Origin of the sequence: Dialister sp. i34-0019-2H8, assembly GCF_042846925.1 — a bacterium.
GTDB lineage: Bacteria > Bacillota > Negativicutes > Veillonellales > Dialisteraceae > Dialister.
Genome location: NZ_BAABYQ010000001.1, coordinates 1952576 through 1976001, shown reverse-complemented (window position 1 = coordinate 1976001; position 23426 = coordinate 1952576). Strand labels below are relative to the sequence as shown.

The following is a 23426-nucleotide window of genomic DNA, read 5'->3' as shown; positions in this document are numbered from 1 at the left end:
TACAGTAAATACCGTATGTCTGCTAATAAGGACGATATTATGCAAAGAAGGAGAACTCATGAAACTACTCCGATTGACACTGCAGGGCTTCAAGTCCTTCGCAGATAAGACTACGATCGATTTTTCTGACGGCATGACGGTCATCGTGGGGCCGAATGGATGCGGGAAGAGCAATATTTCCGATGCGGTCCGCTGGGTGCTGGGGGAGCAGAATGTGCGCCAGATCCGTGGGCAGAAGGCAGAGGATATGATCTTTTCCGGCTCAGAGACGCGCCGGGAAAAGAATGGGGCGGAGGTCACGCTCGTCCTTGATAACAGCGGAGGCGAGCTGCCGCTCGATACCGTAGAGGTCGCGATCACGCGAAGGCTCCTTAGAAATGGGGATAGTGATTTCTACCTGAATAAGCGAAGCTGCCGCCTGAAGGATATTCAGGAGCTTCTGGCACCGACGGGGCTCGGTAAGGGTTCGATGGCGATCATCGGACAGAACCGGGTGGATCAGGTGCTGACGGCACATGCGGATGAACGGCGCGTGATCTTCGAGGATGTGGCAGGGATCAGCCTGTACCGCATGCGGAAGACGGAAGGACTCCGAAAACTCGAGAAGACGGCGGAGAATATGGAGCGCGTGAAGGATATGATGGCGCTTCTCGATGAGCAGCTCGTGCCTTTGAAGGAAGGGGCAGAGAGAGCAAGACAGTACAAGAGCCTTACGCAGGAGAAGCGGGCGATCGATGCGACGATGGGGCTCCTGAAGCTGACATCCTCCGGACGTATGACGGCGCGCTATGAAAATGAAGCGCTGAAGCTCCAGGATGAAGGCTCTCTGTGGCAGACGAAGCTCTCGCAGGCGAGCCTGGCTAAGGAAACGCTGGAAAAGGACCGTCTCGCGCATCAGGAGAAGCTGCGCGAAGCGGGGGACGCGATGGCGGATGCCCAGCGGGAGATGGAGCGGCTGCGCGGCGATTACCGCGTGAAGGAAGAGGCGCTCTCCCATGCGAAGGAGAAATGGGAGGAGCTCACCGTATCCGCAGAGGATCAGACAGAAGCAGAAAAGGAGATCGCAGAAGAGATCGCAAGCGCGAAGGAGGAGCTCTCGTGTGCGGAGGCGTCCCTGCAGGCGGCAAAGGAAGCTGTTTCCGCGAAAGCAGAGGAGAAGGAGTCTCTCTCAAGAGCGCTGGCAGAGGCGGAGACCGCCTATGTGAGGGCGCTGGCTCTTTCGCAGGAAAAGGAGAAGGAAAAGGAGAAGGTGAGCCAGCAGCTTGTACATGCAAGAGAAGACATCGAGCGTCTACTGGCGGAGATCGATCATCATGAGAAGGAGGAGGCATCCCTCGCCGAGGAGGAAGAAGCAGCCTCGCGCGAGCTGTCCGAGCTTCTTCGTGAAGAGAAGGAGAAGACGGAGCGCCTCACCGCTCTTTCGGAGAAGGGCAAGCAGCATAGCGTAGCGCTGCGAGAGGCGGAGGAGCTGCGTTTTCGTCTGGGCGGTGAAGAACGGAAGCAGGAGTCGCTGCTTTCGTCGATCCGTTCGCAGAAGGCGTATCTGGAACGGGCGGAAAAGGAATACGCGAGCTTTTCCCGTGTGACGAAGACCATCATGGAGCAGGCAGACCGTTTCGGTGAGGCCATCCATGGGGCGCTCGGAGAGCTCATCCGTGTGCCGGACAAATATACGGAGGCCGCGGAAGCAGCGCTCGGCGGACAGATCTCCTATATCGTGACGGATACGACGAAGGCAGCGGGAGAGATCATCCGCTGGCTTTCGGAGAAGCATTTAGGCCGCACGACCTTCTATCCCTTGGAGTCCATGCATCCGCGCTACAACAACGGGACGGAAGTGATGGCGTCGAAGGAGCCTGGGATCTGCGGTATCGCCTCTCACCTTTTCTCCTGCCAGCCGATGTATCAGGATCTCCTCGATACGCTTCTCGGGCGCACTCTCATCGCAGAAGACCTGGACGCGGCGCGGCGGGTCGCCAAAAAGTATGGCTACCGTCTGCGCATCGTGACGCGGGACGGGCAGCTTGTCAATGCAGGCGGCTCCATGACGGGCGGCTCGATGAAGAAAAAGGAGAATACGTATTTCGGCCGCAGAAAAGAGATCGCAGATCTCTATGCGCGTGAAACAGAGGGCGAGAAGGCTCTCTCGCTCTGCCGTACGCGGAGGAAGGAGCAGGAGGCCCACTGTGATGCGCTCGCAGAAGAGGTCAGCCGTGAACGGGAAGAATGGCAGGCGCTCAAGGTCGAGTTGGCCACCCTCTCGGCGCGCCGTGAAGGGGCGGAGCGATCGATGACCGAAAGACGGAGCCGCCTTTCTCTGGCCAAGAAGCAGCTCGGAGAGGAGCGGGGCCGGCTCTCGGAGACAAGGTCGCAGGCGGAAGGCTTGGTGGAGGCACTGTCTGCCTTTCCTGATCTTCCGGCAGCGGCAGGCAATGAAGAGAGCAAGCGTCTGAGGAAGGCATTGGAGGAGAAGCAGGAAGCCCTTCTCGCATCCCACGTCGCCCTGACCAAGGCGGAAGAGAGCGTGAGCTTCGGGAAACGCATGCTCGAGGAACGCAGCCGCGCAGAAAAAGAGCTGGCGGCAGGCAGAGCCGCTCTTGAAAAAGCTGAGCGTGACAATGAAGCAGAACGGCAGACACTTGAGAAAGAGCTTATTTCTTTGAAGGCTGCTTTCAGAGATGCAGAGGCGCACTGGCAGAAGACCCGCACCCACCAGGAAAGCCTGTCTGACGATGCGGATGGATTTGCCATCCGTCAGCGCGAGGCAGATGAGGCGTGGAAGAAAGCGCAGGACGCTTCAGCGAAGATTGAGCGAGACAGAGCAGAGCTTGCCGTGAGGATCGCGCAGTTCAAAGCCGAGGAGGAGGACGTGCTGCGCCAGTTCGAGGCGTGGCACATGACCCGTCAGCAGGCGGAAGCGCTCCGACTTTCCGGCTCTATGGAGGATATGGAGCGGCAGGGAAAGGACCTTGCCCGCCGCATGGCTGAGCTGGGCAGTGTGAATCCGGAGGGCGAGGAGGAGTACGCCCGTCAGCTCGCACGAAGAAAATTCTATGAGGGGCAGGTGGCCGATCTCGCAGAAGCGAGGAAGGGGCTTGAGACCATCATCAGCGATATCGACAGGACGATGGAGAGCCGGTTCACCGAGGCCTTCCGCAAGATCAATGAAGAATTTGGCCGCATCATGCAGCTCATGTTCCGCGGCGGCAAGGCGCGTCTCGAACTCACCGATGAGGCGCATCCTTTGGAGGGCGGTGTCGAGATGTACCTGCAGCTTCCCGGCAAGAAGCGTCAGCCGCTTTCTCTCATGTCCGGCGGCGAAAGAGCCCTGACGGTCATCGCTCTGCTGATCTCTTTCATGGCGTATCGCCCCGCGCCCTTCTGCTTCGTCGATGAGATCGATGCAGCCTTGGACGATGCGAATGTCGAACGCTACAGCCGCATGATCGGCGAGTATAAAAAGAAAACACAGTTCATCGTCATCTCGCACAGAAAGAAGACGATGGAATTTGCGGACACCCTACAGGGCGTCACCATGGCAGAAAAGGGCGTCTCGAGCCTCATTACTGTGAAGATGAAAGATTATGTGGAGTGACTAGCAGCTAGTGACTAGGAATTAGTAGCTAGGGATTAGGAGTCTCAAGTGACTGGTGACTAGGAGACTGGGAGACTTTCGTATCGTCATTTCGAGCGAAGCGAGAAATCTTTGTCATTCGCGGCTCAGCGGTCGATGTTTGGAATTTCCAAACGGGAAACCTGCTATCCGCCGACCTTCGGGCATCGCCATGATTTATACTCCGCGGTGCTTAGATCCTTCGACTCAGTTCTCCCGCTTTAGATAAGCCATTTTTTAACATACGACGTTTTTCTCCGCTCAGGATGACGAAATGCGCCGCACCAACACTCCTCACTCCTCACTCCTCGCTCCTAACTGGCGAGAGGAGCTTTCATCCTCAATCCATGGACGCCCCGCCCCAAGGGCTAACCCTGAACCCGACAACCTTACATCTTTTCCTGTAGACACTTCACGCCTATTTATATACAATAAACATATACATTCTTTAGGAGGAAAGAGACATGGGATTTTTTGATAAGATCAAACGGGGACTCACCCGCACGAAAGAGAGCCTCATCCGCAATATCGAGAGCGTCGTCATCGGTTATGCGGAGATCGACGATGATTTCCTGGAAGATCTGGAAATGGTCCTGCTCTCCGGAGACATCGGCGTGCGCACCACGGACTACCTGATGCGACAGATCCGCCGCGGTGTCACCGAAGGCACGATCCACAATACGAATGAAGTCATGCCCTTCATGGAAAAGACCGTGAAGGAGCTTTTGAAGGATGATACCATCGATCAGGAGAATACGCACCATCCGGAAGTCATCCTCGTCGTCGGCGTGAATGGCGTGGGCAAGACCACGACCATCGGCAAGCTCTCCGGCAAGCTTCACAAGGAAGGCAAGAAGGTCCTTCTCGCGGCTGCAGATACCTTCCGCGCGGCGGCTTCTGAGCAGCTTACCATCTGGGCGGAGCGCACCGGCGCAGACATCGTGAAGCATGCGGAAGGCGCGGATCCGGCGGCGGTGGCCTTCGATGCTGTTTCAGCAGCCAAGGCGCGCGGCGTCGATGTCGTCCTTATCGATACCGCCGGCCGTTTGCAGACGAAGGTGAATCTGATGGAAGAGCTTGCCAAGATCTCCCGCGTCATCAAGAAGGTCATCCCTGATGCGCCGCATCAGACGCTTCTCGTCCTGGATGCGACCACGGGGCAGAATGCCATCAGCCAGGCGAAGAATTTCGGAGAGATCGTGCCGCTGACAGGGGTCGTCCTGACCAAGCTTGATGGCACGGCCAAAGGCGGCGTGGTTCTCTCTGTCCATGAAGAGCTGCATGTGCCGATCAAGTGGATCGGTCTCGGTGAACGCGAGGACGATCTTGACCGTTTCCATCCGGATGATTTCGCCAAGGCTCTCTTCGAGACAGAGGATCACATTCTGGGAGAAAGCACGAAAGTGTAAAAACGCAAAAGGTCTTCTCATGGATTTCATCTGACCTCATAGGTTCATCAGGCTTTGAAGGCGTGACAGGTTCAACGAAAATTTCGCGGCGTTTCCTTACGTGTCGCTCCATCCCCGTTGCGCCTGTTCCACCCATCACCCCTGTTGAACCTATGAGTTTTTTTCTGATCTATAGAGACGAGGCTATCATGACAACATTCATCGATCCTGCGACGGGCTATGAGGTGCGGGTGATCCGAAAACCCATCCGCCGCATCTATCTTCGCGTGCGGGAGGGAGGATCTGTCGAGGTGACGGCGCCGCGGAGGGTCTCGGAGCGGGAGATCCGTGACTTCGTCGCGGGAAAGACCGCATGGCTTACGAAGTACATGGCGCTGGTGCCGGAGAAAATCACATTTCAATATGTCACAGGAGAGATCCACCATGTCTTTGGAAGGGCGTATCCCTTGCAGGTCTTACTCGGCCCGCGCGACGAGGCAGGCATCTCTTCCGGCGGAGAGCTGCAGCTGGTCCTCCGTACAAAACAGAGTGAGCGCGAGAAGGTATTCAAGGCAGGCATGAAGCGCATCCTTCTTTGGGAGATCACAAAGCAGTTTGAAATATGGACAAAGCGCATGGCGATCCCGGAGAGTCGGATCACCGGCGTCACCATCCGCGTCATGAAAAGCCGCTGGGGCTCCTGCCGGAGAGTGACGGGGCGCTTCTCCTTTGCCCTCGACCTTGTCACAAAGCCGAAGGAATGTATCGAGGCTGTCGTCGTCCATGAGCTCTGCCACCTCTTCGTGGCCGGTCACGGCGCTGACTTCTATGCACGGATGGAGACCTATCTGCCGGACTATAAAGAAAGGGACAGACTGCTTTCTAGCCTGCCGAGGGAATTGGTATAGGAACTGGTAGCTAGTGACTAGGGATTAGTAGCTAGGGATTAGGTTTGCGATACGAGAAAACCGCTTGCTTCAAACCTCCGCAGCGCTTCTGATTTTTATTCGCAGCATCAGCACTTCTTACTTCTCACTCGAAGCAGAGATTTCATCTGGAATCAAAAGAAGCCACGCCCCACGGGCTCACCTCGAACTGTTTACCTCTCTTCCGATCCCATTCCCCTATAGCAATCACACGTCCAACGTGATATACTGTAATAAAATTATTTTATATCAAGTAGGCGCGCGTGCCGCGCAAGGGGTAGTGCCATGAATAACACGGATTGGAAGATTCTAATCTATCTTCGAGAAGAACGCAGCATCAATAAGGTTGCCAAGCGGCTGTTTATGACCCAGCCGTCTTTGACGTATCGCTTGAGCCAGATGGAAAAAGAGATCGGCTGTCCGCTTTTCATTCGCACCAATAAGGGCGTCCATTTCACCGATGCGGGAAATCGCCTCTTCTCCTTTGCCGAAAAAGAGCTGCAGCAGTATCAGGATATGAAGAACTTCGTGACACATGAGCCGAATACCATTTCCGGCGTGCTGCGCATCGGTGCGAGCCAGTCCTTCGCGCAGTCGCACATGCCGGCCATTCTGAAGGGCTTCGTCGATGAGTACAATGACATCGAGATCTCGCTCACGACGGATACGAGCGACCGCCTGACGAAGCTGGTCAAGAAGGAGGATATCCATCTGGCCATCGTTCGCGGCAATCAGGAATGGCCGGATGCGGACATTCTTCTCGAGGATGCACCGCTCTATCTCATCTCTGCACAGAAGATCGACTACGATACCCTGCCGAACCAGCCGTCCATCCGCTATCGCAGTGACCCGTCGCTGGATGAGCTGAGAAGCCGTTGGTGGCGTCAGAATTTCTCCGAATCTCCGCATTTCCTTCTGACCGTTTCTGACTGTCTCACCTGTGTAGAGATCGTGAATCATGGCCTTGGACAGTCGCTCATCCCGGCAGACCTTCTCCCGAAGTGTACGCCGAATGTCAATCGCGAAATGATCTACGACCGCCAGAAGCGCCCAATCCTGCGCCCGAGCCACCTCATCTTCAAGCAGGCCATGCTCCAGTCTACGCCTGTCAAGATCTTCGTGGATTATATGAAAAAATATTTTGAAGTATAAAAAAAAGGGGCTGTGAAGAAATGAATCCTCATTTCTTCACAGCCCCTTTTTTATGTGTAAATAATACATGTCTTTATCTATAGGAAACCGTTACTAAATTGGCAGGCATAAAATTCAGGAGTACGGCTTCATCATTATCATCATGCTGATATATTATGGCAATTTGATTTCGCTTCCATGCGTAATTCTCCATTTTACCGGGAACTTTATTATGAATGACCGGTGTTCCATATTCTTTAATCAGGAATTGGGAAATATTTCGTTTATCGCCTGATACATACACATCCATACTTCTTAATTTTTTATCTTTAAATCGTAATGTGATATAGGCAGGCTTTGTGAGTCCCAGGCAGCCCCGCGGCGCCAGATTACGTAACTCCCATTCTTCATCCCATAAGTGTTCTATAGTGTATTTTTCCTGAATCTCTTCTATTGGTTCACCATAATAGAAGTCCATAAACCCAAAATCATTTTCGTTTTTAGGTACAGTGTTTTTGCTATCTGAAAATTCTGACAACTTCACTGTACCGGTATGGTTAGCAGTCGTATCTATGGCTCCTGCAGAAGAACTCAATGAAAGCAGGCATGCCAACATGGCTATTGCTATTTCTTTTTTCATACTTAATCACTCCTTTCTTAGTGTAAAATTTTACTCGGTAGGGAAATTTTTCCAGAAACCATCCTTGCTCTGTATTAACTGGTTCAGATATTGAGGGCGATTTATCAATTTAGTCATCAGGCACCTCCTGCATTTTTGATTCTATTGTACCAAAACTTTCTCATAAGTTCAAAAGTTTCAGCATTTGAAGTCGGAAACTCTCATAAATTCAAGAGTTTCCGACTTCCATTTACTAAAGTGTATGATTTTTTGTTTAAACCAATCATTCCAGTTTTTATATCAGAAATTGGAATGATTGGCAAATTTTGAGTATTTAGCAAATTTTATATAAATACGAGGAGCGCTTTTTCGAGGCTCCTGTTTTTGCTGGGTCGCAGGCTTAGCGTCCCCTGGGTTCATCTTGGCTCCATCGGAGTGCGATCTATTTTCCCATCTTTGCGAGTGGGGTCCGATCGGGATCACCGGTGAGATTTCTTGCAATATCCGTCGGTACGCGGCGGTAGGGGAAGGTCTTCAGGATATCCTGCATGAGGTCATCGAAGATATAGCGATTCCTGACGGTGCCCTCCTCTTCGCTGTTCCAGTAGGTCGCGCGGTCATCGCGGACGGACGGCTCCCCTTTCTTATAGGAATAGATATCGAAGACGGCGCGTGTCTCTACGATGTCATCAGCGTCGCAGAATAAGGAGCGGTGATAGACAACCTGCCGCCACTCCGTGATGACAGGCATGACGACGATGTCTGCATTTGCTTTTTCAGCGAGCTCCTTCATCTGGGAGGTCGAGTAGAGGTCAGCCTCGTACGCGCTCGGATCCAGGGTGCGGTAATACGGATAGCGGAAGATCCTTTCCATTTCGCGGTTCACGTAGGCAGCGGCTTCCTCACCGCTTCTGTATCGCGCCCGTAGCAGGAGCACGGTGCGCGTATTCTCGAAGTATCCCAGACTTCGATTCACAGCCGGATCGGCCGCCTTCGCGGGAACAAGGACGCTGAGGCAGAAGATGAGGGACATGAGTAAAAGAGAAATTCGTTTCATAAAAAGACCTCCTTTGATACTATTGTAGCACCAAAGGAGGAGACAGGACTAGGGAAACACTGATTCAAGCGCAGAGTCCTAATCCCTAATCCCTAGTCACTTTCCTCTCTATCCACCACAGCCGTCCCATGAGGAGCAGGGCCGAGGTGCCGACGCCAAGGTCGATGCACTGCCAGTAGGACTCGGGACCGTGGGAGAGGACGTAGTCGAAGAAAAGACCGGAGGGGAAGCAAACGAACCAGTAGGCGATGAGCATGAGGAAGAAGGGAACTTTCGCGTCCTTATAGCCGCGCAGGATCCCCTGAATGGGAGCCGCGATGTCATCGAAGAGCTGCCATCCGGCGCAGTAGACAAGAAAGAGGCTGCCAAGCGCAATGACGGCAGGATCCGTGCTGTAGAGGGAAATGATCTCCTTGCGAAAAAGGAGCGTCGCGGTGATGGTGATGGCTGCGCCGGTGAGTGTGGTGAGGAGCCCCAGCCGGGAGTATTCGCGGGCAAGGTCATAGCGGCGCGCTCCGACCTCGTAGCCGACGAGGATGGTCATCGCCATGGAGCAGCTCATGGGGATCATGTAGATGATACCGGAGAAATTGAGCGCTGCCTGATGCGCCGCGATGGTTTCTGTGCCGAATTTCGTGATGAATACGATGATGAAGCCGAAGAGGCTCGTTTCCATGAAGACACCAAGCGCATTCGGGATGCCGAGTGCCATGTACTCTTTCCAGACGAAGAGGCGGCTTTCCGGTGAGGAAAAGAGCGCGCGGCCCATGAATGGCTTCTGAGACAGGATGACAGCAAGAAAGAGCAGGACAAGAAAGACGTAGGTCAGAAGAGTCGCAATGCCGGCTCCGACACCGCCCAGGGCGGGAGCTCCCCATTTCCCGAAGATGAAGGCGTAGTTCAGAAGGCCGTTCACCGGGAGGGCGAGGAGGAAGAGACGCATGGAGATCGTCGTCGCTCCCACCGTGTCGGTCAGTGAGCGCAGCGGCATCGCGAGCATTTCAAAAAGGAATGCGCCCACAAGTGCGAGCATGTAGTCCTTGGCGATGGAGGAAACTGCGGGGGCAAGGGAAAGCCCTTCGAGGACTGTATCGATGAGGAGGTAGTAGAGAAGGGCGAAAAGGAAAGAAAGCAGGAGTGCGAGGTAGAGTCCCGTGCGGATGATCATCGGGATGCTCTCCTTTTCTTTCTTCCCCATGAGCTGTGCGGCCATCGGTGTCGCCGCGGTGAGAAGGCCCATCGCGGTCGTCTGGATGGGAAGGAAGAGACTGGCGCCGATGGAGACGCCGGCCAGATCATTTGCACTGACGTGACCGGACATGGTCGAGTCCATGAAGTTCATGCCGACGGTGGAGACTTGGGCGATCAGGATCGGGATCATTGTCGCGATCAGCTTTTTGAGATGAGAAAGATTGATAGACATAGGGATCGTATATTTGAAAAATCCTTGCTGGTTCAGACCAGTAAAAAAGACTACGAAAAAGGAGCTGCCTCTTGGCAACTCCTTTTATTATAACCGAAATCCTCAATTATTTCATGTGAGCGGCAGCCCAGTCAGCCTTGAAGCGGGCAATGCCGTTGTCGGTCAGCGGGTGCTTCAACGCATCCATGAGGACCTGAAAGGGGACGGTCGCGATGTCAGCACCGGCGAGAGCGCACTGGGTGATGTGCTGCGGTTTTCTGATGGAGGCAGCGATGATCTTCGTCTCGATGCCGTGAAGCTCGAAGATCTCGGAGATGGTCTGGATCAGTTCGACGCCGTCCCATCCGATGTCATCAATGCGGCCGACGAAGGGGGAAACGAAGGAAGCACCGGCGCGCGCAGCGAGCAGGGCCTGGTTGGCAGAGAAGATCAGGGTGACATTGGTGCGGATACCGGCCTTTGCGAGACCCTTCACCGCTTTCATGCCTTCTGCGGTCATCGGGATCTTGACGACGACATGCGGGTCAAGGGCAGCGAGGACTTTGCCTTCTGCGATCATGCCTTCCGCATCATCGGCGAGGACTTCTGCGGAGATCGGGCCATCCACGATGGAGGCGATCTCTTTGATGGTGGCGTGGAAGTCTTTGCCTTCCTTGGCGATCAGAGACGGATTCGTGGTGACGCCGGAAATAAATCCCATATCATTGGCTTTGCGGATGGCTTCCACATCAGCGGTATCGATAAAAAATTCCATGTGATTCTCCTTCTGCGAGCGCTTGTGCCTCGCTAATAAGTATACACTTTTTAATGCTTCCTACATATTACACTATTTCGGGAGAAAGTCAAGAAAAACCGCAGCGAAGGCTGCGGTTTGAGGGGGCGGGGTTAGCTCGTGGGCGCCTCGCCCATGGATGGCGGATGAAAGCTTTGCTCGAATGAGAAATGAGAAATTAGAAATGAGAAATGGTGGTGCGGCGCATAAAATATGGAAGCGCCGCGAAGTATAAATACTGGCGATGCCCGAAGGGCTCTTGATAGCAGGTTCCCTCGTATCGTCAGCCTTCCCCTCGAGGGGAAGGTGCCCAGAAGGGGCGGATAGGGCACTGGCGGCATGAAAGAGAGTGGGGAAATGCGTCTCAAGTGCATCGTTTATCGGTCTGCAAGGAAGATTTCTCGCTTCGCTCGAAATGACGATACGGGAGTCTGATATCTCCTCGTCTTTTCCCTGGAATCCCCTGAACCCGACGACCGGAACCATCACTACAGCCCCTTCTGCTCGATGCCGCTGACGAGGTAGCCCAGATGGGTCGTGGTATTCAAGGTGACGAGACGCCAGATGCCGTGGTCACACTCGATGACGTTGATGCAGGCATTGTCCTGTTTGATCTGCCAGAAATGGCTCATAGGAAGCCCCAGCAGGTCACAGAGGATCGCTTTGTTCACGGCGTCGTGTGCGCAGACGAGGACAGTCTCACCATCATAGCTTCTGGCATATTCATCGAAGGCTTCACGGGCGCGTTTTCTGACGTCTTCGAGATTTTCCCCCTCGGGCATCTGCACGCGTTCAGGGTGGGTGTGCCAGAGGTGAAATTCTTCCGGATAGCGCGCTTCGATCTCTTCAGCGTGGATGCCTTCCCACAGGCCGTGGCTGATCTCCGTGAGGCGCGGGTCTTTGGCGACGGGAAGATGATGGTAGTCCGCAGCGAAGCGGCAGGTGTCGTGAGAGCGGGACAGGGGCGAGGAGATCGCGCGGTCGATATGGATGTCCTTGAGGGCGAGCGCAGCCGCTTTTCCCTGCTCTATGCCGCGGGGGGAAAGCGGCGTGTCTTCCTGTCCCTGGTAGCGGCCTTCGATATTCCACGTAGTCTCTCCGTGGCGAAGAAGAATGATACGGATCATGAGAGAGTCTCCTTTTTGGGGGTTCAAGGTTCAAGGTTCAGGGTTCAAGGTTCAGAGGTGTGGTGGCGGCTTCGCCGCGAATATATATGGGGCGATGCCCGAAGGTGGCATTTCAGTCACCAGTCACCAGTCACCAGTCACCAGTCACTAGTCACTAGTCACTAGTCACCAGTCACCAGTCACCAGTCACCAGTCACCAGTCACTAGTCACTAGTCACTAGTCACTAGTCACTAGTCACTAGTCACTAGTCACTAGTCACTAGTCACTAGTCACTTATCCCCGCTTTCCACCTTGAACCCATCCATCTGAACTTGGAACCATCAATGTTCGCAATGAATGACCTTCACATCGTGAATGCCATCGATGTTCATGAGGGCAGGGAGGACCGCAGTCGGGATATCTTTATCGACGGCGACGGCCATCACATTCGTGCCCTTGTCTGCGGAAGCGCCGACCTGCATGCCGTTGATATTGATGCCTGCACTGCCAAGGACGGAAGCGACCTGACCGATCATGCCCGGCTTGTCTTCATGCGGAGCGATGATGATGCAGCCCTTCGGTTCGAAGTCTACGCGGAAATGGTCGAGGGAGACGATCTTGGCATCCTTGCGGTCAAAGAGGGAGCCTGTGATGCGGTGTGTACCCTTGTCGGTGTCGATGGTGAGGGAAATGGTATTCGTATAGTAGTGACCTTTTTTCGCTTTCACTTCACGGACATCGATGTGGCGTTCCTCTGCGATGCCGCGGGCGTTGACGAAGTTGACGGTCTGCTGGAGGACCGGTGAGAGGAGACCCTTCAGGACAGCCGTGGTGAGCGGTGCGGTCTCGGTATCTGTGAGTTCACCGGTGTATTCGATATTGACGGTGGAAATGCGGCCGCCTGCGAGATCGATGGCGATGTTGCCCATGCGTTCGCAGAGGTTGAAGTACGGCTGGATGACATGCAGGGTAGCTTTCGTGATCGGGGACGCATTGACTGCGGTAGCGACCGGTTCACCGTGGAGCGCTTGCGCGACGCCGATGGCGACGTCAGTGGCGACGCCGGCCTGCGCTTCCTTCGTGGACGCACCGAGGTGCGGGGTGAGTGCGACATTCGTCATGCCAAGGAATGGATTGTCTTCCGGCTTCAGCGGTTCATTCGGCCATACATCGATGCCGGCTCCGGCCACTTTGCCGGATTTCAGTGCATCGGCGAGTGCTTTGATATCGACGACAGCGCCGCGGGACGCATTGACAAGGCGGACACCATCTTTCATTTTAGCGAGTTCTTTTTCTCCGATCATGCCGCGCGTCTCATCCGTGAGCGGGGTATGTAGGGTGATGTAGTCGGACTCTTTGAGGAGGGTGTCCAGATCGACAAGCTCGACGCCGAGCTGTTTGCCGCGCTCTAAGGTGATGTAGGGATCGTAGCCGATGGTTTTCATATTGAATGCCTGCAGGCGTTTGGCCACATTTGAGCCGACGCGGCCGACACCGATGATGCCGACAGTCTTATTCAGGAGCTGGATGCCGGTGAAGCTCTTTCTGTCCCAGCGGCCTTCCATGATGGACTGGTGCGCCTGTGGGATATGACGGGTCATCGAGAGCATGAGGGCGATGGTGTGCTCGCAGGCTGCGATCGTATTCGATTCCGGCGTATTCACGACGGTGATGCCCTTCTTGGTGGCTTCGGCGATATCGATGCCGTCGATGCCGACACCGGCGCGGCCGATGACCTTCAGATTCTTGGCGGCATCGATGACGGCCTTGGTGACCTTCGTCTGGCTTCTTGTGATGATGGCATCATAGTCTCCGATCACCTGACACAGCTCTTCTTCCTTCATATTCGGCTGAATGTCGACGATAAATTCTTTTTCCAGGATTTCTTTCGCTTCTTTGGCAACGTCTGCTGTGATGAAAATTCTAAACATAGTTTTTGCTCCTTATATTAAATGCAGCGGTATGATGCTTGGTGTTCAGGAAAATTAGGAATGAGGGATGGCGGTGCGGCGCCAGATCCTTCGACTCAGTTCTCACTGTTCCGCCTTTACATTATCGAACATCCGACATTTCACTCCGCTCAGGATGACGAAATGCGCCGCGGAGTATAAATAGGGCGATGCCCGAAAATAGTATTCCAGTCACTCGTCACCAGTCACTCCCAATCCCTAATCCCTAATCCCTAGTCACTTTTATCCATTCACTCTCAGATATTCTTTCATAAAGTCAGCTAGAGCCTCTGCCGCTTCCGGTGTGACGGCATTGTAGAGAGAGACGCGGAGGCCGCCGACCAGTCGATGACCTTTGACACCGATGAAATCATTGGCTTTTGCCTTGGCTGCGAAGTCGGCCTCCATCTCGGCATTCGCCAGATTGAAGGTCACATTCATGCGGCTTCTGGCTTCTTTTTCGGCATGACCTTTGTAGAAGCCATCGCTCGTATCGATCACATCATAGATGAGCCGGGCCTTGACCTTGTTTCTTTCTTCGATGGCAGGAAGGCCGCCCATGTTTTTGATCCAGTGGAGCATGCGGTTCAGCGAGTAGATGCAGAAGACCGGCGGTGTATTGAAGGTCGAGTCCTTCTTGACGAAGGTCTGATACTGAAGAAATTCCGGTATATCCGTCCGTGCCGTGGCGAGGAGAGATCTCTTCAGGATCGCGAGCGCCACGCCTGCCGCGCCAAGGTTCTTCTGGATGCCCGCCCAGATCATGTCGAACTGGCCAAAATCGATGTCGCGGGAGAGAATATCTGACGACATGTCGCAGATAAGAGGTACATTGACCTTTGGGAATTTCCAGTACTCTGTGCCGTAGATCGTATTGTTGGCACAAAGGTACAGGTAGTCCGTCCCCGGCTTCACCTCATAGGTGTCGGGGATGTAGGAGTAATTTCTGTCCGCTGCGGAATTGGCATCATAGGCTTCTCCGAAAAAGGCAGCAGAATTTCTTGCTTTGTGCGCCCACACTCCGGTGTCGGCATAGGCGGCGCGGGTATGAAGGAAATTATACGCCGTCATCAGGAACTGCATCGTGCCGCCGCCCTGGATGAATACGATCTCGTAGTCATCATCAAGGTGCATCAGCTCGCGGAGAAGAGCCTTCGTCTCATCCAGCATGTCCTGAAATTCCTTCGAACGATGACTGATCTCTGTGATGCCCATGCCCGTTCCTTTGAAATCGGTGAGGTCATTTTTCATCGCCTCCAAAACTTCCAAAGGCATGGGGGAGGGACCGGCGTTAAAGTTATAGACTCGTTTCATAAAAAACTCCTAAAAAAACACAAAAAGAGAAGACGTCCCATGGGACGAGCTTCTCTTTTCTCGCGGTACCACCCAATTTAACCGGTGCATCAGTCAGTATACGGATAATAAAAAACGCCCTCCATCCTCAAAGGGACGAGAGCACCCGCGATACCACCCAAATTGCCTTCCGGCCATCTTTAGTCTCCTGTAACGGGCAGATCCCGAAAGATTCTTCATCTTTATCTCCGAAGTGGAAAGTCCTTGTCCCTTTGGCAGCTCACACCGACCGCTGTCTCTCTGAAAAAGATTCAAGCACCCTTCTTCATCATCGCTTGTTTCGTATGATTGGATTATAGAACGGGGCGGGGAAGTTGTCAAGAGGGAAATATGGGATTTGGAGAGCCCTCCGGGGCGGCTCGCCACTTGATTACGTTTGAAAGCCTCGATGGAATGAGAAATGAGAAATGAGAAATGAGAAATGGTGGTGCGGCGCATAAAAATATGGAAGCGCCGCGAAGTATAAATAATGGCGATATCCGCTTGAGACGTTAGACTAAGAGACTTTAGATGTCGGACGTCAGAAGTCAGCAGTTCGAAGTCTGACGTCTAATCCCCAATCCCTAATCCCCAATCCCTAATCTCCGCTCTTCTATCGAATGAATGCATGATGTCCATACTTACTCATGCCTACTTGATATTCGCTATATCATCCTAGAACGCTATAATGGAAGAAAAGAGCTAGGGAAACGCTGATTCAATCGCAGAGTCAGATTTTACAAGAATTTTTATACATAGCTTCGTCATAACCTTCCTTAAATAGCTCGCTATTCGCGTCAGGTTATTCCTCGCTATGCATAAAAAATTCAAGAGTAAAATCTGACAACGATTTAATCAGTGTTTCCCTAGGAACATCGCCCGTTTTTATAGGGCGGCGAAGCCGCTGCCTTCATTTCTCATGTATAAGGAGCCAAACCATGGATTTCAGTATCAAATACTTCAAAGACTACATTTCCTTTCATGTAGATGACAGCCATCCGGTGAAAGAACTTCTCCCTCATCCTTGCGAAGAGGCAGATATCGAAGAAGAGGAAATCCGCAGGGCGCTTGCTCATCCGATTTCCTCGGCGCGCCTCTCTGAGATCGTGAAGGCGGGGGAAAAGGTCGTTATCATCACGAGCGACGTTACGCGCCCCGTGCCTTCTTGGCTTCTGATCCCCTGTGTCCTGCAAGAGCTGGAAGCTGCGGGCGTCCGCGAGGAAGATATCACCGTCGTCTTTGCACTGGGTTCCCATCGCCATCTGACAGGAGAGGAACGAGAGCGTCTTGCCGGTGAATGGGCGTATCACAAAGTGAAATGCATCGACAGCGATCCGAAAGACTGCGTGCATCTTGGCACCTGCAGGAATGGGACCTCCGTCGATATCTTCCGCACGGTTGCCGAAGCCGACCGCCGCATTCTTCTTGGCAATGTCGAGTACCACTACTTTGCCGGTTATTCCGGCGGCATGAAAGCCATCATGCCGGGCTGCGCTTCGCTTGCCTCGATCCAGTCGAATCACAAAAATATGATCCGCCCCGGTGCGTATGCGGGGCATCTCGATGGAAATCCTGTGCGCGAGGACATCGAAGAAACGGCAGCGTACTGCCCTGCCGATTTCATCGTGAATGTAGTCTTGGATGATCATAAGAAGATCGCCTATGCCGCAGCCGGAGATCCCGTCGCAGCGCATCGTGACGCCTGCCGTTTCCTGGATGGTCTCTACAGGGTGGATATCAAGAAACCGGCTGACGTCGTCATCGTTTCTACTGGCGGCTATCCGAAGGATATCAATCTCTATCAGGCACAGAAATCCATCGATAACGCGAAGCACGCTGTGAAAGAGGGCGGTATCATGATCGTTGCCGCATCCTGCCACGAAGGCTACGGCAGCGCGCCCTTCACCCGCTGGATCGAGAGCTATCCGACACCGGAAGAACGCATCGCGGCCATTCACGAGCACTTCGAGCTCGGTGGTCACAAATCGGCGGCGCTCGGCCTTGTGCAGCAGAAATGCACCATCTATCTCGTGACCGATATGGACGATGCCCTTGTCAGGAAAGCGAATATGGTGCCTTTCCATGACCTTCAGCAGGCTGTCGATCAGGCGTTGGAAAAGAGGGGAGCGAAGGCGAGCGTTTACGTCATTCCTGTCGGTGGATCGACACTGCCGATGATTCAGTGAATGAGAAATAGAAGCGCGGTGCATCATAAAAGAGAGGCGCTGCGGGTTTTAGACCAATAAAAAACGATCCATGGAGTCATACCATGGATCGTTTTTTTATTGGTGGAGCATAGGGGGATCGAACCCCTGACCTCAAGATTGCGAACCTTGCGCTCTCCCAGCTGAGCTAATGCCCCATGTGTTTACGTATTATACCCCTTTTGGGGGTGAGATGCAATAGATTTTTTAAGGGCAGGGGGGAATGACAAATGAGGGAAAAGGGAAATGACAATAAAAAATCCCACGGCGCGGAGCACGTGGAACTTTTCATCATGGTGGGCGAAAACAGGATCGAACTGGTTCCGCAGCGAACACATTTTGAAGGAGCAAAGCGAGGCGCAAATGATCGTGAGCGTGGATGCAGGAGGTTAAATGATAAATAAGGTGGGAGGGAAAGGGCAAGAAAAAAGCATCATGGCGCGAAGCACATGACGCTTTCTTTTTGGTGGGCGATAACAGGATCGAACTGCTGACATTCTGCTTGTAAGGCAGACGCTCTCCCAGCTGAGCTAATCGCCCATGGTGACCTGTGGGGGATTCGAACCCCCGAACCCGCCGTGAAAGGGCGGTGTCTTAACCGCTTGACGAACAGGCCACTGGCTCCTGAAGCAGGGTTCGAACCTGCGACATCGTGATTAACAGTCACGCGCTCTACCGGCTGAGCTATTCAGGAATCTGTACGTGAGTACGTGCATTATAATATCAAATCTCGCAGTGCTTTGCAAGGGGGAATTTGATTAGAAAAAGATGAATGAGGTTCAGGGTTCAAGGTTCGGGGTTAGCTCATCGGGCGAGTTGCCCTTTGATTTCATTGGGAAAGAGGTTCAGCAGGTTCTATAGGTTCTGAGGGTAGGGCGGGGAAGGTGCGGCGCATTTCGTCATCCTGAGCGGAGAAATCCCAGTCACCAGCCACCAGTCACTCCTAATCCCCAATCCCTAATCCCTAGCTACCAGTCACAAGTCACTAGTCACTTTGCACCCCCCAATCTCTAATCCCTAGCCACTAGCCACTTCTCAGTAAAAATGGCAATAAAAAAATCCCACGGCGCAGAGCACGTGGAACTTTTCATTATGGTGGGCGATAACAGGATCGAACTGGTTCCGCAGCGAACACATTTTGAAGGAGCAAAGCGACGCGCAAATGATCGTGAGCGCGGATGCAGGAGGTTAAATGACCGCAGAGAAAAAAGGAAAAAGGCAAGAAAAAAGACCGCATGGAGCGGATCACATGAGGCCTTCATTATGGTGGGCGATAACAGGATCGAACTGGTTCCGCAGCGAACACATTTTGAAGGAGCAAAGCGACGCGCAAATGATCGTGAGCGCGGATGCAGGAGGTTAAATGACTGTAGAGAAAAAAGGCAAAAAGCAAGAAAAAAGCACCACGGAGCGGATTACGTGATGCTTTCTTTTGGTGGGCGATAACAGGATCGAACTGCTGACATTCTGCTTGTAAGGCAGACGCTCTCCCAGCTGAGCTAATCGCCCATAAATCATTGACGAAGATTATTATGCCATAGTCTCGCGTAAGATGCAAGAAGAAAATGAGTTCGGGGATGAGGAGTGGTGGTGCGGCGCATAAAATATAGAAATGCCGCGGAGTATAGATGGTGGCGATGCCCGAAAGTAGTATTCAAGTCACCAGTCACTAGTCACTCTTTATCCCGGAAGACCCACGCGAAAGGGGCCGCTGACTCTTTGAGTCAGCGGCCCCTTTGTTTACGCTTTCGTATGACGCAGCGTGAGAATTATTTTTCTTCTTTAGCTTTGCGATCTGCGATCTCCTGGTCATAGGATTTCTGGATGCGGACGTAGTTTTCACGGCGCTGTTTGGCATCGCGTTCGGTCTTTTCGAAGAGTTCTTCCGCTTTGTCTGGGAAGAGCTTCGCCAGAGATGCGAAGCGGACTTCGCCCATGAGGTAGTCGCGGAAGTTGCCTTTCGGTTCGCGGCTGTCGAGGTGGAACGGATTCTTGCCCTGTTCCAGAAGCTCTGGGTTGTAGCGCCAGTTGCACCAGTAGCCACATTCGACGGCGCGTTTCTCTTCTTCGGAGGATTTGCCCATGCCGGCTTTGAGGCCGTGGTTGATGCATGGCGCATAGGCGATGATGAGGGACGGTCCCGGATAAGCTTCTGCTTCGCTGATGGCTTTGAAGGCCTGATTCATATCAGCGCCGAGGGCGATCTGTGCGACGTAGATGTAGCCGTAGGAGACGGCGATCATGCCGAGGTCTTTCTTCTTGGTCTTCTTGCCGGAGGCTGCGAATTTGGCGATGGCAGCAGCCGGAGTGGACTTGGAGGACTGTCCGCCGGTATTGGAGTAGACTTCGGTATCGAGGACGAGGACATTCACATCTTCGCCGGAAGCGAGGACCTGATCGAGGCCGCCGAAGCCGATGTCGTATGCCCAGCCGTCGCCGCCGAAGATCCACTGGGATTTCTTGACGAAGTGATCCTTGAGATCCAGCAGTTCTTTGTATTCCGGATGCATAGAAACCGCAGCGGTGAGGGCCGCATCGAGCTTGTCGGCGCGGTCCCTCGTGCCTTCGCCGAGGTCTTTCTTGGCGAGCCATTCTTCCATGGCGGTCTTGACATCGCCTTCCGCTGCCGGGAGGAGGGCTTCGAGCTTTTCGGTCAGGCGGCTTCTGAGCTTCGCTTCACCGAGGTGCATGCCGAGGCCATATTCCGCGTTGTCTTCGAAGAGGGAGTTCGCCCAAGCCGGGCCCTGTCCTTTGCTGTTCTTGGTATATGGCATGGACGGGGCGCTTGCGCCGTAGATGGAGGAGCATCCGGTCGCATTGGAGATCATCATGCGGTCGCCGAAGAGACGGGTGACCATATTGATGTACGGGGTCTCGCCGCAGCCTGCGCAGGCACCGGAGAATTCGAAGTAGGTCGGTTCGAACATGGCGCTTCTGAGGTTCTTTTTGCCGAGCGGATTGTCTCTTGCCGGGAGGCTCTTTGCATAGTCCCAAAGGTTCTGCTTGGAAAGCTCTGTCTCTGCCGGCTGCATGACGAGGGCTTTCTTCGGAGCCGGGCAGGTATTCGCGCAGATGCCGCAGCCGTAGCAGTCTTCCGGATCGACAACGATGCGGTACTTGAGTCCTTTGACCGGGCCTCTGAAGTCTTTGACGATGAAGCCTTCCGGCGCATTCGCTGCTTCGTCTTCAGTGACGAGGAATGGACGGATGGCAGCATGCGGGCAGACGACGCCGCACTGGTTACAGCCGATACAGTTTTCCGGGATCCATTCCGGGATCATGATGGCTGCCGATGGACGTTCGTACTGGGAGGTGCCGGACGGGAAGGTGCCGTCTTCGATGCCTTTCCAGGTGGAAACCGGGAGATCGTCGCCTTCCTGACGGTTCATGACGTCGCAGACGTTCTTGACGAAGTCCGGACGGCTGACCTTGGCGATGGAGCCGCCGGTGGTCGCATGTTCCCATTCAGCCGGCACTTCGACTTCGACGATGCCTTCCATACCGGCGTCGACAGCTTTGTTGTTCATGTCGACGACGTTCTGGCCTTTTCTGCCGTAGGATTTTTCGTTGGAGTCTTTCAGGTACTTCACGGCATCTGCATCAGGAATGATGTGGGTGAGGTGGAAGAAGGCAGACTGCATGATCATATTGATGCGGCCGCCGAGACCGATGTTCTTTGCGATCTCAAAGGCATCGATGATGTAGAATTTTGCCTTGAGGGCAGCGAGCTTCCGTTTCATGGCTGCCGGCAGGACGCGGTCCAGATCTTCTTTTCTCCATGGGGAGTTCAGAAGGAAGATGCCGCCCGGCTTGAAGCCGCGGAGAAGGTCGTATTTATAGATGTAGGACGGACGGTGGCAGGCGATGTAGTCAGCCTTGCGGATGAGGTAAGGCTTTCTGATCGGATCGGGGCCAAAGCGCAGATGGGAAATGGTGACGCCGCCGGATTTCTTGGAGTCATAGGCGAAGTAGCCCTGCGCATAGAGGTCGGTGTGGTCGCCGATGATCTTGATGGCGCTCTTGTTCGCACCGACGGTGCCGTCAGAGCCGAAGCCCCAGAATTTGCAGGAGACGAGCTTGGACGGGATTTCCGGTACCGGGAGCGGAGCGAGGGAGAGGTTCGTCACGTCGTCTTTGATGGAGAGCGTGAAGTTGTGGCGCGGGGTCTCTTCCTTCAGGTGTTCATAGACAGCCATGATGTCTTCCGGAATGACGTCCTTCGAGCCTAAGCCGTAGCGGCCGCCGCAGACTTTGATGGCGCGGCCGGAAGAGGCGATCGCAGATACGACATCCAGGTAGAGCGGTTCGCCGATGGCGCCCGGTTCACGGGTGCGGTCGAGGACGGCGATCTTCTTGACGGTCGATGGGATCTGGTCAAGGAAGTGCTTGACAGAGAATGGGCGGTAGAGGTGTACATTCAGCACGCCGACTTTTTCGCCGTTGGCATTGAGCGCATCGGTGACATCCTTGCAGATGTCGGTGACAGAGCCGATCGCGATGATGATGCGGTCAGCATCGGCTGCGCCGTAATAGTCGAAGAGATGGTAGCTTCTGCCGGTGATCTTGGAGATCTCATCCATGTAGCCCTGAACGATGTCTGGGAGGGCATTGTAGAAGGGGTTCGCTGCTTCGCAGTGCTGGAAGTAAACGTCCGGGTTTTCTGCGGTGCCGCGGATGACCGGATGATCCGGATTGAGAGCGCGGGCTCTGAAGTCGGCAAGGGCTTTCTGGTCGATGAGCGGAGCGAGCTCTTCATAGTCTAGGACCTCGACCTTCTGGATCTCATGGCTCGTGCGGAAGCCGTCGAAGAAATTGATGAAAGGTACGCGGCCTTTGATGGCAGCAAGATGGGCAACGCCTGCGAGGTCCATGATCTCCTGGGCATTCGCTTCTGCGAGCATCGCGCAGCCCGTCGCACGTGCGCTCATGACGTCCTGATGGTCACCGAAGATGGAGAGTGCGTGGTTTGCAAGAGCTCTCGCTGCGATGTGGAAAACGCCCGGGAGCAATTCGCCTGCGACTTTGTACATGTTCGGTACCATGAGCAGCATGCCCTGAGATGCCGTATAGGTGGTAGTCAGCGCACCGCTCTGCAAAGAGCCGTGGAATGCGCCGGCTGCGCCGCCTTCTGCCTGCATCTCGACGACGTGTACGGTGTCACCGAAAATGTTCTTCTTGCCGTGAGCGGCCCATTCATCCACTTCTTCCGCCATCGGCGAGGAAGGGGTGATCGGATAAATAGCAGCTACTTCTGTGAATGCGTAGGAAATATACGCAGCAGCTGTGTTGCCATCCATTGTTTTTACATTTCTCACAGATCAACACTCCTTTATATGGGAAATCTGTTCAAGGGGAGCAGAGGAGATGAAGGATGAGGAAGGCGGCGCCTTTCCGGCCACGGATCCCTGCTCATCAGTTACCTGGCTTTTATACCTTTGCCTTTACTCTTCCCTTGCAAGATACCTGAAAATTAGGTACAATGGTTTTATGATAATTTTGCATAGATGGATTCACTTTATTCTATACTAAGTCATAGACCATGGACATTTCCAGGGCATCCGAATAGATACATTTCTATTATAGAATAAAGATATGGATTTCACAAGAAAATGAGAAGGAGAAAGAAATCAAGAGCAGCTGATGAGCGTACTGCTGTTTTTTATGCGGAGCATCATGCCCCTTGGAACCGGCGGAGCTTCTCCGGCATGGGATCCAGGAAAACGCTGATTCAATCGCAGAGTCGGATTTCACATGGATTTTTATACATGGCTTCGTCATCATCTTCCTTAAATAGCTTGCTATTCGCGTCAGATGATTCCTCGCTCTGTATAAAAATCCAAGAATGAAATCTGACAACGATTGAATCGGTGTTTCCCTAAAGCAGCCCGCCCCACGGACTCATCCT

Annotated in this window: 15 protein-coding genes and 5 tRNA genes; 7 read left to right on the top strand and 13 right to left on the bottom strand. The window is 53.7% G+C overall.

Features of this window, described 5'->3' with window-relative positions; all coding sequences use genetic code 11:
- Positions 1–58 precede the first annotated feature (58 nt).
- From smc to ACGG9R_RS08515, 4 genes are all read left to right on the top strand, one after another.
- On the top strand, positions 59–3595 hold the full coding sequence (smc, locus tag ACGG9R_RS08530) for a chromosome segregation protein SMC (RefSeq protein WP_390153935.1): 3537 nt from the start codon (positions 59–61) through the stop codon (positions 3593–3595).
- Between the two features lie 482 nt (positions 3596–4077).
- On the top strand, positions 4078–5022 hold the full coding sequence (ftsY, locus tag ACGG9R_RS08525) for a signal recognition particle-docking protein FtsY (protein ID WP_390153932.1): 945 nt from the start codon (positions 4078–4080) through the stop codon (positions 5020–5022).
- A gap of 188 nt (positions 5023–5210) precedes the next feature.
- Positions 5211–5909: a M48 family metallopeptidase gene (locus ACGG9R_RS08520; protein WP_390153929.1), complete on the top strand. Its 699-nt coding sequence runs from the start codon at positions 5211–5213 to the stop codon at positions 5907–5909.
- Positions 5910–6212: 303 nt separating this feature from the next.
- Positions 6213–7079 carry a LysR family transcriptional regulator gene (locus ACGG9R_RS08515; RefSeq protein WP_022105420.1) on the top strand — a complete coding sequence of 289 codons (867 nt, stop codon included), beginning with the start codon at positions 6213–6215 and terminating at the stop codon, positions 7077–7079.
- 73 nt (positions 7080–7152) lie between these two features.
- Here ACGG9R_RS08515 and ACGG9R_RS08510 read toward each other — a convergent pair whose 3' ends face one another.
- The 7 genes from ACGG9R_RS08510 to serC form a co-directional block, all read right to left on the bottom strand.
- Positions 7153–7698, bottom strand: coding sequence for a hypothetical protein (locus ACGG9R_RS08510; RefSeq protein WP_390153926.1), 546 nt, complete (start codon positions 7696–7698; stop codon positions 7153–7155).
- A 421-nt stretch (positions 7699–8119) separates the two neighbouring features.
- Positions 8120–8734 carry a hypothetical protein gene (locus tag ACGG9R_RS08505; protein ID WP_390153923.1) on the bottom strand — a complete coding sequence of 205 codons (615 nt, stop codon included), beginning with the start codon at positions 8732–8734 and terminating at the stop codon, positions 8120–8122.
- An 85-nt stretch (positions 8735–8819) separates the two neighbouring features.
- Positions 8820–10157, bottom strand: a complete 1338-nt coding sequence (locus ACGG9R_RS08500) for an MATE family efflux transporter (protein ID WP_390153920.1) — start codon at positions 10155–10157, stop codon at positions 8820–8822.
- Positions 10158–10263: 106 nt separating this feature from the next.
- On the bottom strand, positions 10264–10911 hold the full coding sequence (gene fsa, locus ACGG9R_RS08495; RefSeq protein WP_390153918.1) for a fructose-6-phosphate aldolase: 648 nt from the start codon (positions 10909–10911) through the stop codon (positions 10264–10266).
- 506 nt (positions 10912–11417) lie between these two features.
- A complete protein-coding gene (locus tag ACGG9R_RS08490) occupies positions 11418–12056 on the bottom strand; it encodes a histidine phosphatase family protein (protein WP_390153915.1) in 639 nt (212 codons plus the stop codon).
- A 321-nt stretch (positions 12057–12377) separates the two neighbouring features.
- Positions 12378–13967 carry a phosphoglycerate dehydrogenase gene (serA, locus tag ACGG9R_RS08485; protein ID WP_390153912.1) on the bottom strand — a complete coding sequence of 530 codons (1590 nt, stop codon included), beginning with the start codon at positions 13965–13967 and terminating at the stop codon, positions 12378–12380.
- Between the two features lie 261 nt (positions 13968–14228).
- On the bottom strand, positions 14229–15299 hold the full coding sequence (gene serC / locus ACGG9R_RS08480; protein ID WP_390153909.1) for a 3-phosphoserine/phosphohydroxythreonine transaminase: 1071 nt from the start codon (positions 15297–15299) through the stop codon (positions 14229–14231).
- A 956-nt stretch (positions 15300–16255) separates the two neighbouring features.
- On the opposite strand from serC, the gene larA reads away from it, so the two are divergent.
- Positions 16256–17503 (top strand): nickel-dependent lactate racemase, encoded by a 1248-nt coding sequence (gene larA, locus ACGG9R_RS08475; RefSeq protein WP_390153906.1) that lies wholly within the window; start codon positions 16256–16258, stop codon positions 17501–17503.
- Positions 17504–17603: 100 nt separating this feature from the next.
- Here the strand turns inward: larA and ACGG9R_RS08470 are convergent.
- Positions 17604–17679 (bottom strand) — tRNA-Ala (locus ACGG9R_RS08470).
- A 72-nt stretch (positions 17680–17751) separates the two neighbouring features.
- Between ACGG9R_RS08470 and ACGG9R_RS08465 the strand changes: the two genes are divergently transcribed.
- Entirely contained in the window at positions 17752–17925 is a 174-nt protein-coding gene (locus ACGG9R_RS08465; protein ID WP_390153903.1) for a hypothetical protein, read from the top strand.
- Positions 17926–17985: 60 nt separating this feature from the next.
- Here ACGG9R_RS08465 and ACGG9R_RS08460 read toward each other — a convergent pair.
- The 3 genes from ACGG9R_RS08460 to ACGG9R_RS08450 all read right to left on the bottom strand — a co-directional run bounded on the left by ACGG9R_RS08460 (position 17986) and on the right by ACGG9R_RS08450 (position 18215).
- A tRNA-Val gene (locus tag ACGG9R_RS08460) sits at positions 17986–18061 on the bottom strand.
- A gap of 1 nt (position 18062) precedes the next feature.
- Positions 18063–18137 (bottom strand) — tRNA-Glu (locus tag ACGG9R_RS08455).
- Between the two features lie 2 nt (positions 18138–18139).
- A tRNA-Asn gene (locus ACGG9R_RS08450) sits at positions 18140–18215 on the bottom strand.
- A 350-nt stretch (positions 18216–18565) separates the two neighbouring features.
- Between ACGG9R_RS08450 and ACGG9R_RS08445 the strand changes: the two genes are divergently transcribed.
- Positions 18566–18967: a hypothetical protein gene (locus ACGG9R_RS08445; protein ID WP_390153900.1), complete on the top strand. Its 402-nt coding sequence runs from the start codon at positions 18566–18568 to the stop codon at positions 18965–18967.
- Here ACGG9R_RS08445 and ACGG9R_RS08440 read toward each other — a convergent pair.
- Both ACGG9R_RS08440 and nifJ read right to left on the bottom strand, forming a co-directional pair.
- Positions 18955–19030: transfer RNA gene (locus tag ACGG9R_RS08440), tRNA-Val, on the bottom strand. The two genes, ACGG9R_RS08445 and ACGG9R_RS08440, sit on opposite strands and share 13 nt — an antisense overlap.
- 260 nt (positions 19031–19290) lie before the next feature.
- Positions 19291–22818, bottom strand: coding sequence for a pyruvate:ferredoxin (flavodoxin) oxidoreductase (nifJ, locus tag ACGG9R_RS08435; RefSeq protein ID WP_390155134.1), 3528 nt, complete (start codon positions 22816–22818; stop codon positions 19291–19293).
- Positions 22819–23426 lie beyond the last annotated feature (608 nt).

What these genes read in the sequence shown, in the direction of transcription:
- ACGG9R_RS08515 (WP_022105420.1), top strand. Translation starts at nt 6,213, where the DNA reads ATGAATAACACGGATTGGAAGATTCTAATCTATCTTCGAGAAGAACGC.
- serC (WP_390153909.1), bottom strand. Translation starts at nt 15,299, where the DNA reads ATGAAACGAGTCTATAACTTTAACGCCGGTCCCTCCCCCATGCCTTTG.
- serA (WP_390153912.1), bottom strand. Translation starts at nt 13,967, where the DNA reads ATGTTTAGAATTTTCATCACAGCAGACGTTGCCAAAGAAGCGAAAGAA.
- fsa (WP_390153918.1), bottom strand. Translation starts at nt 10,911, where the DNA reads ATGGAATTTTTTATCGATACCGCTGATGTGGAAGCCATCCGCAAAGCC.
- ACGG9R_RS08490 (WP_390153915.1), bottom strand. Translation starts at nt 12,056, where the DNA reads ATGATCCGTATCATTCTTCTTCGCCACGGAGAGACTACGTGGAATATC.
- ACGG9R_RS08465 (WP_390153903.1), top strand. Translation starts at nt 17,752, where the DNA reads ATGAGGGAAAAGGGAAATGACAATAAAAAATCCCACGGCGCGGAGCAC.
- ACGG9R_RS08510 (WP_390153926.1), bottom strand. Translation starts at nt 7,698, where the DNA reads ATGAAAAAAGAAATAGCAATAGCCATGTTGGCATGCCTGCTTTCATTG.
- ftsY (WP_390153932.1), top strand. Translation starts at nt 4,078, where the DNA reads ATGGGATTTTTTGATAAGATCAAACGGGGACTCACCCGCACGAAAGAG.
- nifJ (WP_390155134.1), bottom strand. Translation starts at nt 22,818, where the DNA reads ATGGATGGCAACACAGCTGCTGCGTATATTTCCTACGCATTCACAGAA.
- ACGG9R_RS08505 (WP_390153923.1), bottom strand. Translation starts at nt 8,734, where the DNA reads ATGAAACGAATTTCTCTTTTACTCATGTCCCTCATCTTCTGCCTCAGC.
- larA (WP_390153906.1), top strand. Translation starts at nt 16,256, where the DNA reads ATGGATTTCAGTATCAAATACTTCAAAGACTACATTTCCTTTCATGTA.
- ACGG9R_RS08520 (WP_390153929.1), top strand. Translation starts at nt 5,211, where the DNA reads ATGACAACATTCATCGATCCTGCGACGGGCTATGAGGTGCGGGTGATC.
- smc (WP_390153935.1), top strand. Translation starts at nt 59, where the DNA reads ATGAAACTACTCCGATTGACACTGCAGGGCTTCAAGTCCTTCGCAGAT.
- ACGG9R_RS08445 (WP_390153900.1), top strand. Translation starts at nt 18,566, where the DNA reads ATGGCAATAAAAAAATCCCACGGCGCAGAGCACGTGGAACTTTTCATT.
- ACGG9R_RS08500 (WP_390153920.1), bottom strand. Translation starts at nt 10,157, where the DNA reads ATGTCTATCAATCTTTCTCATCTCAAAAAGCTGATCGCGACAATGATC.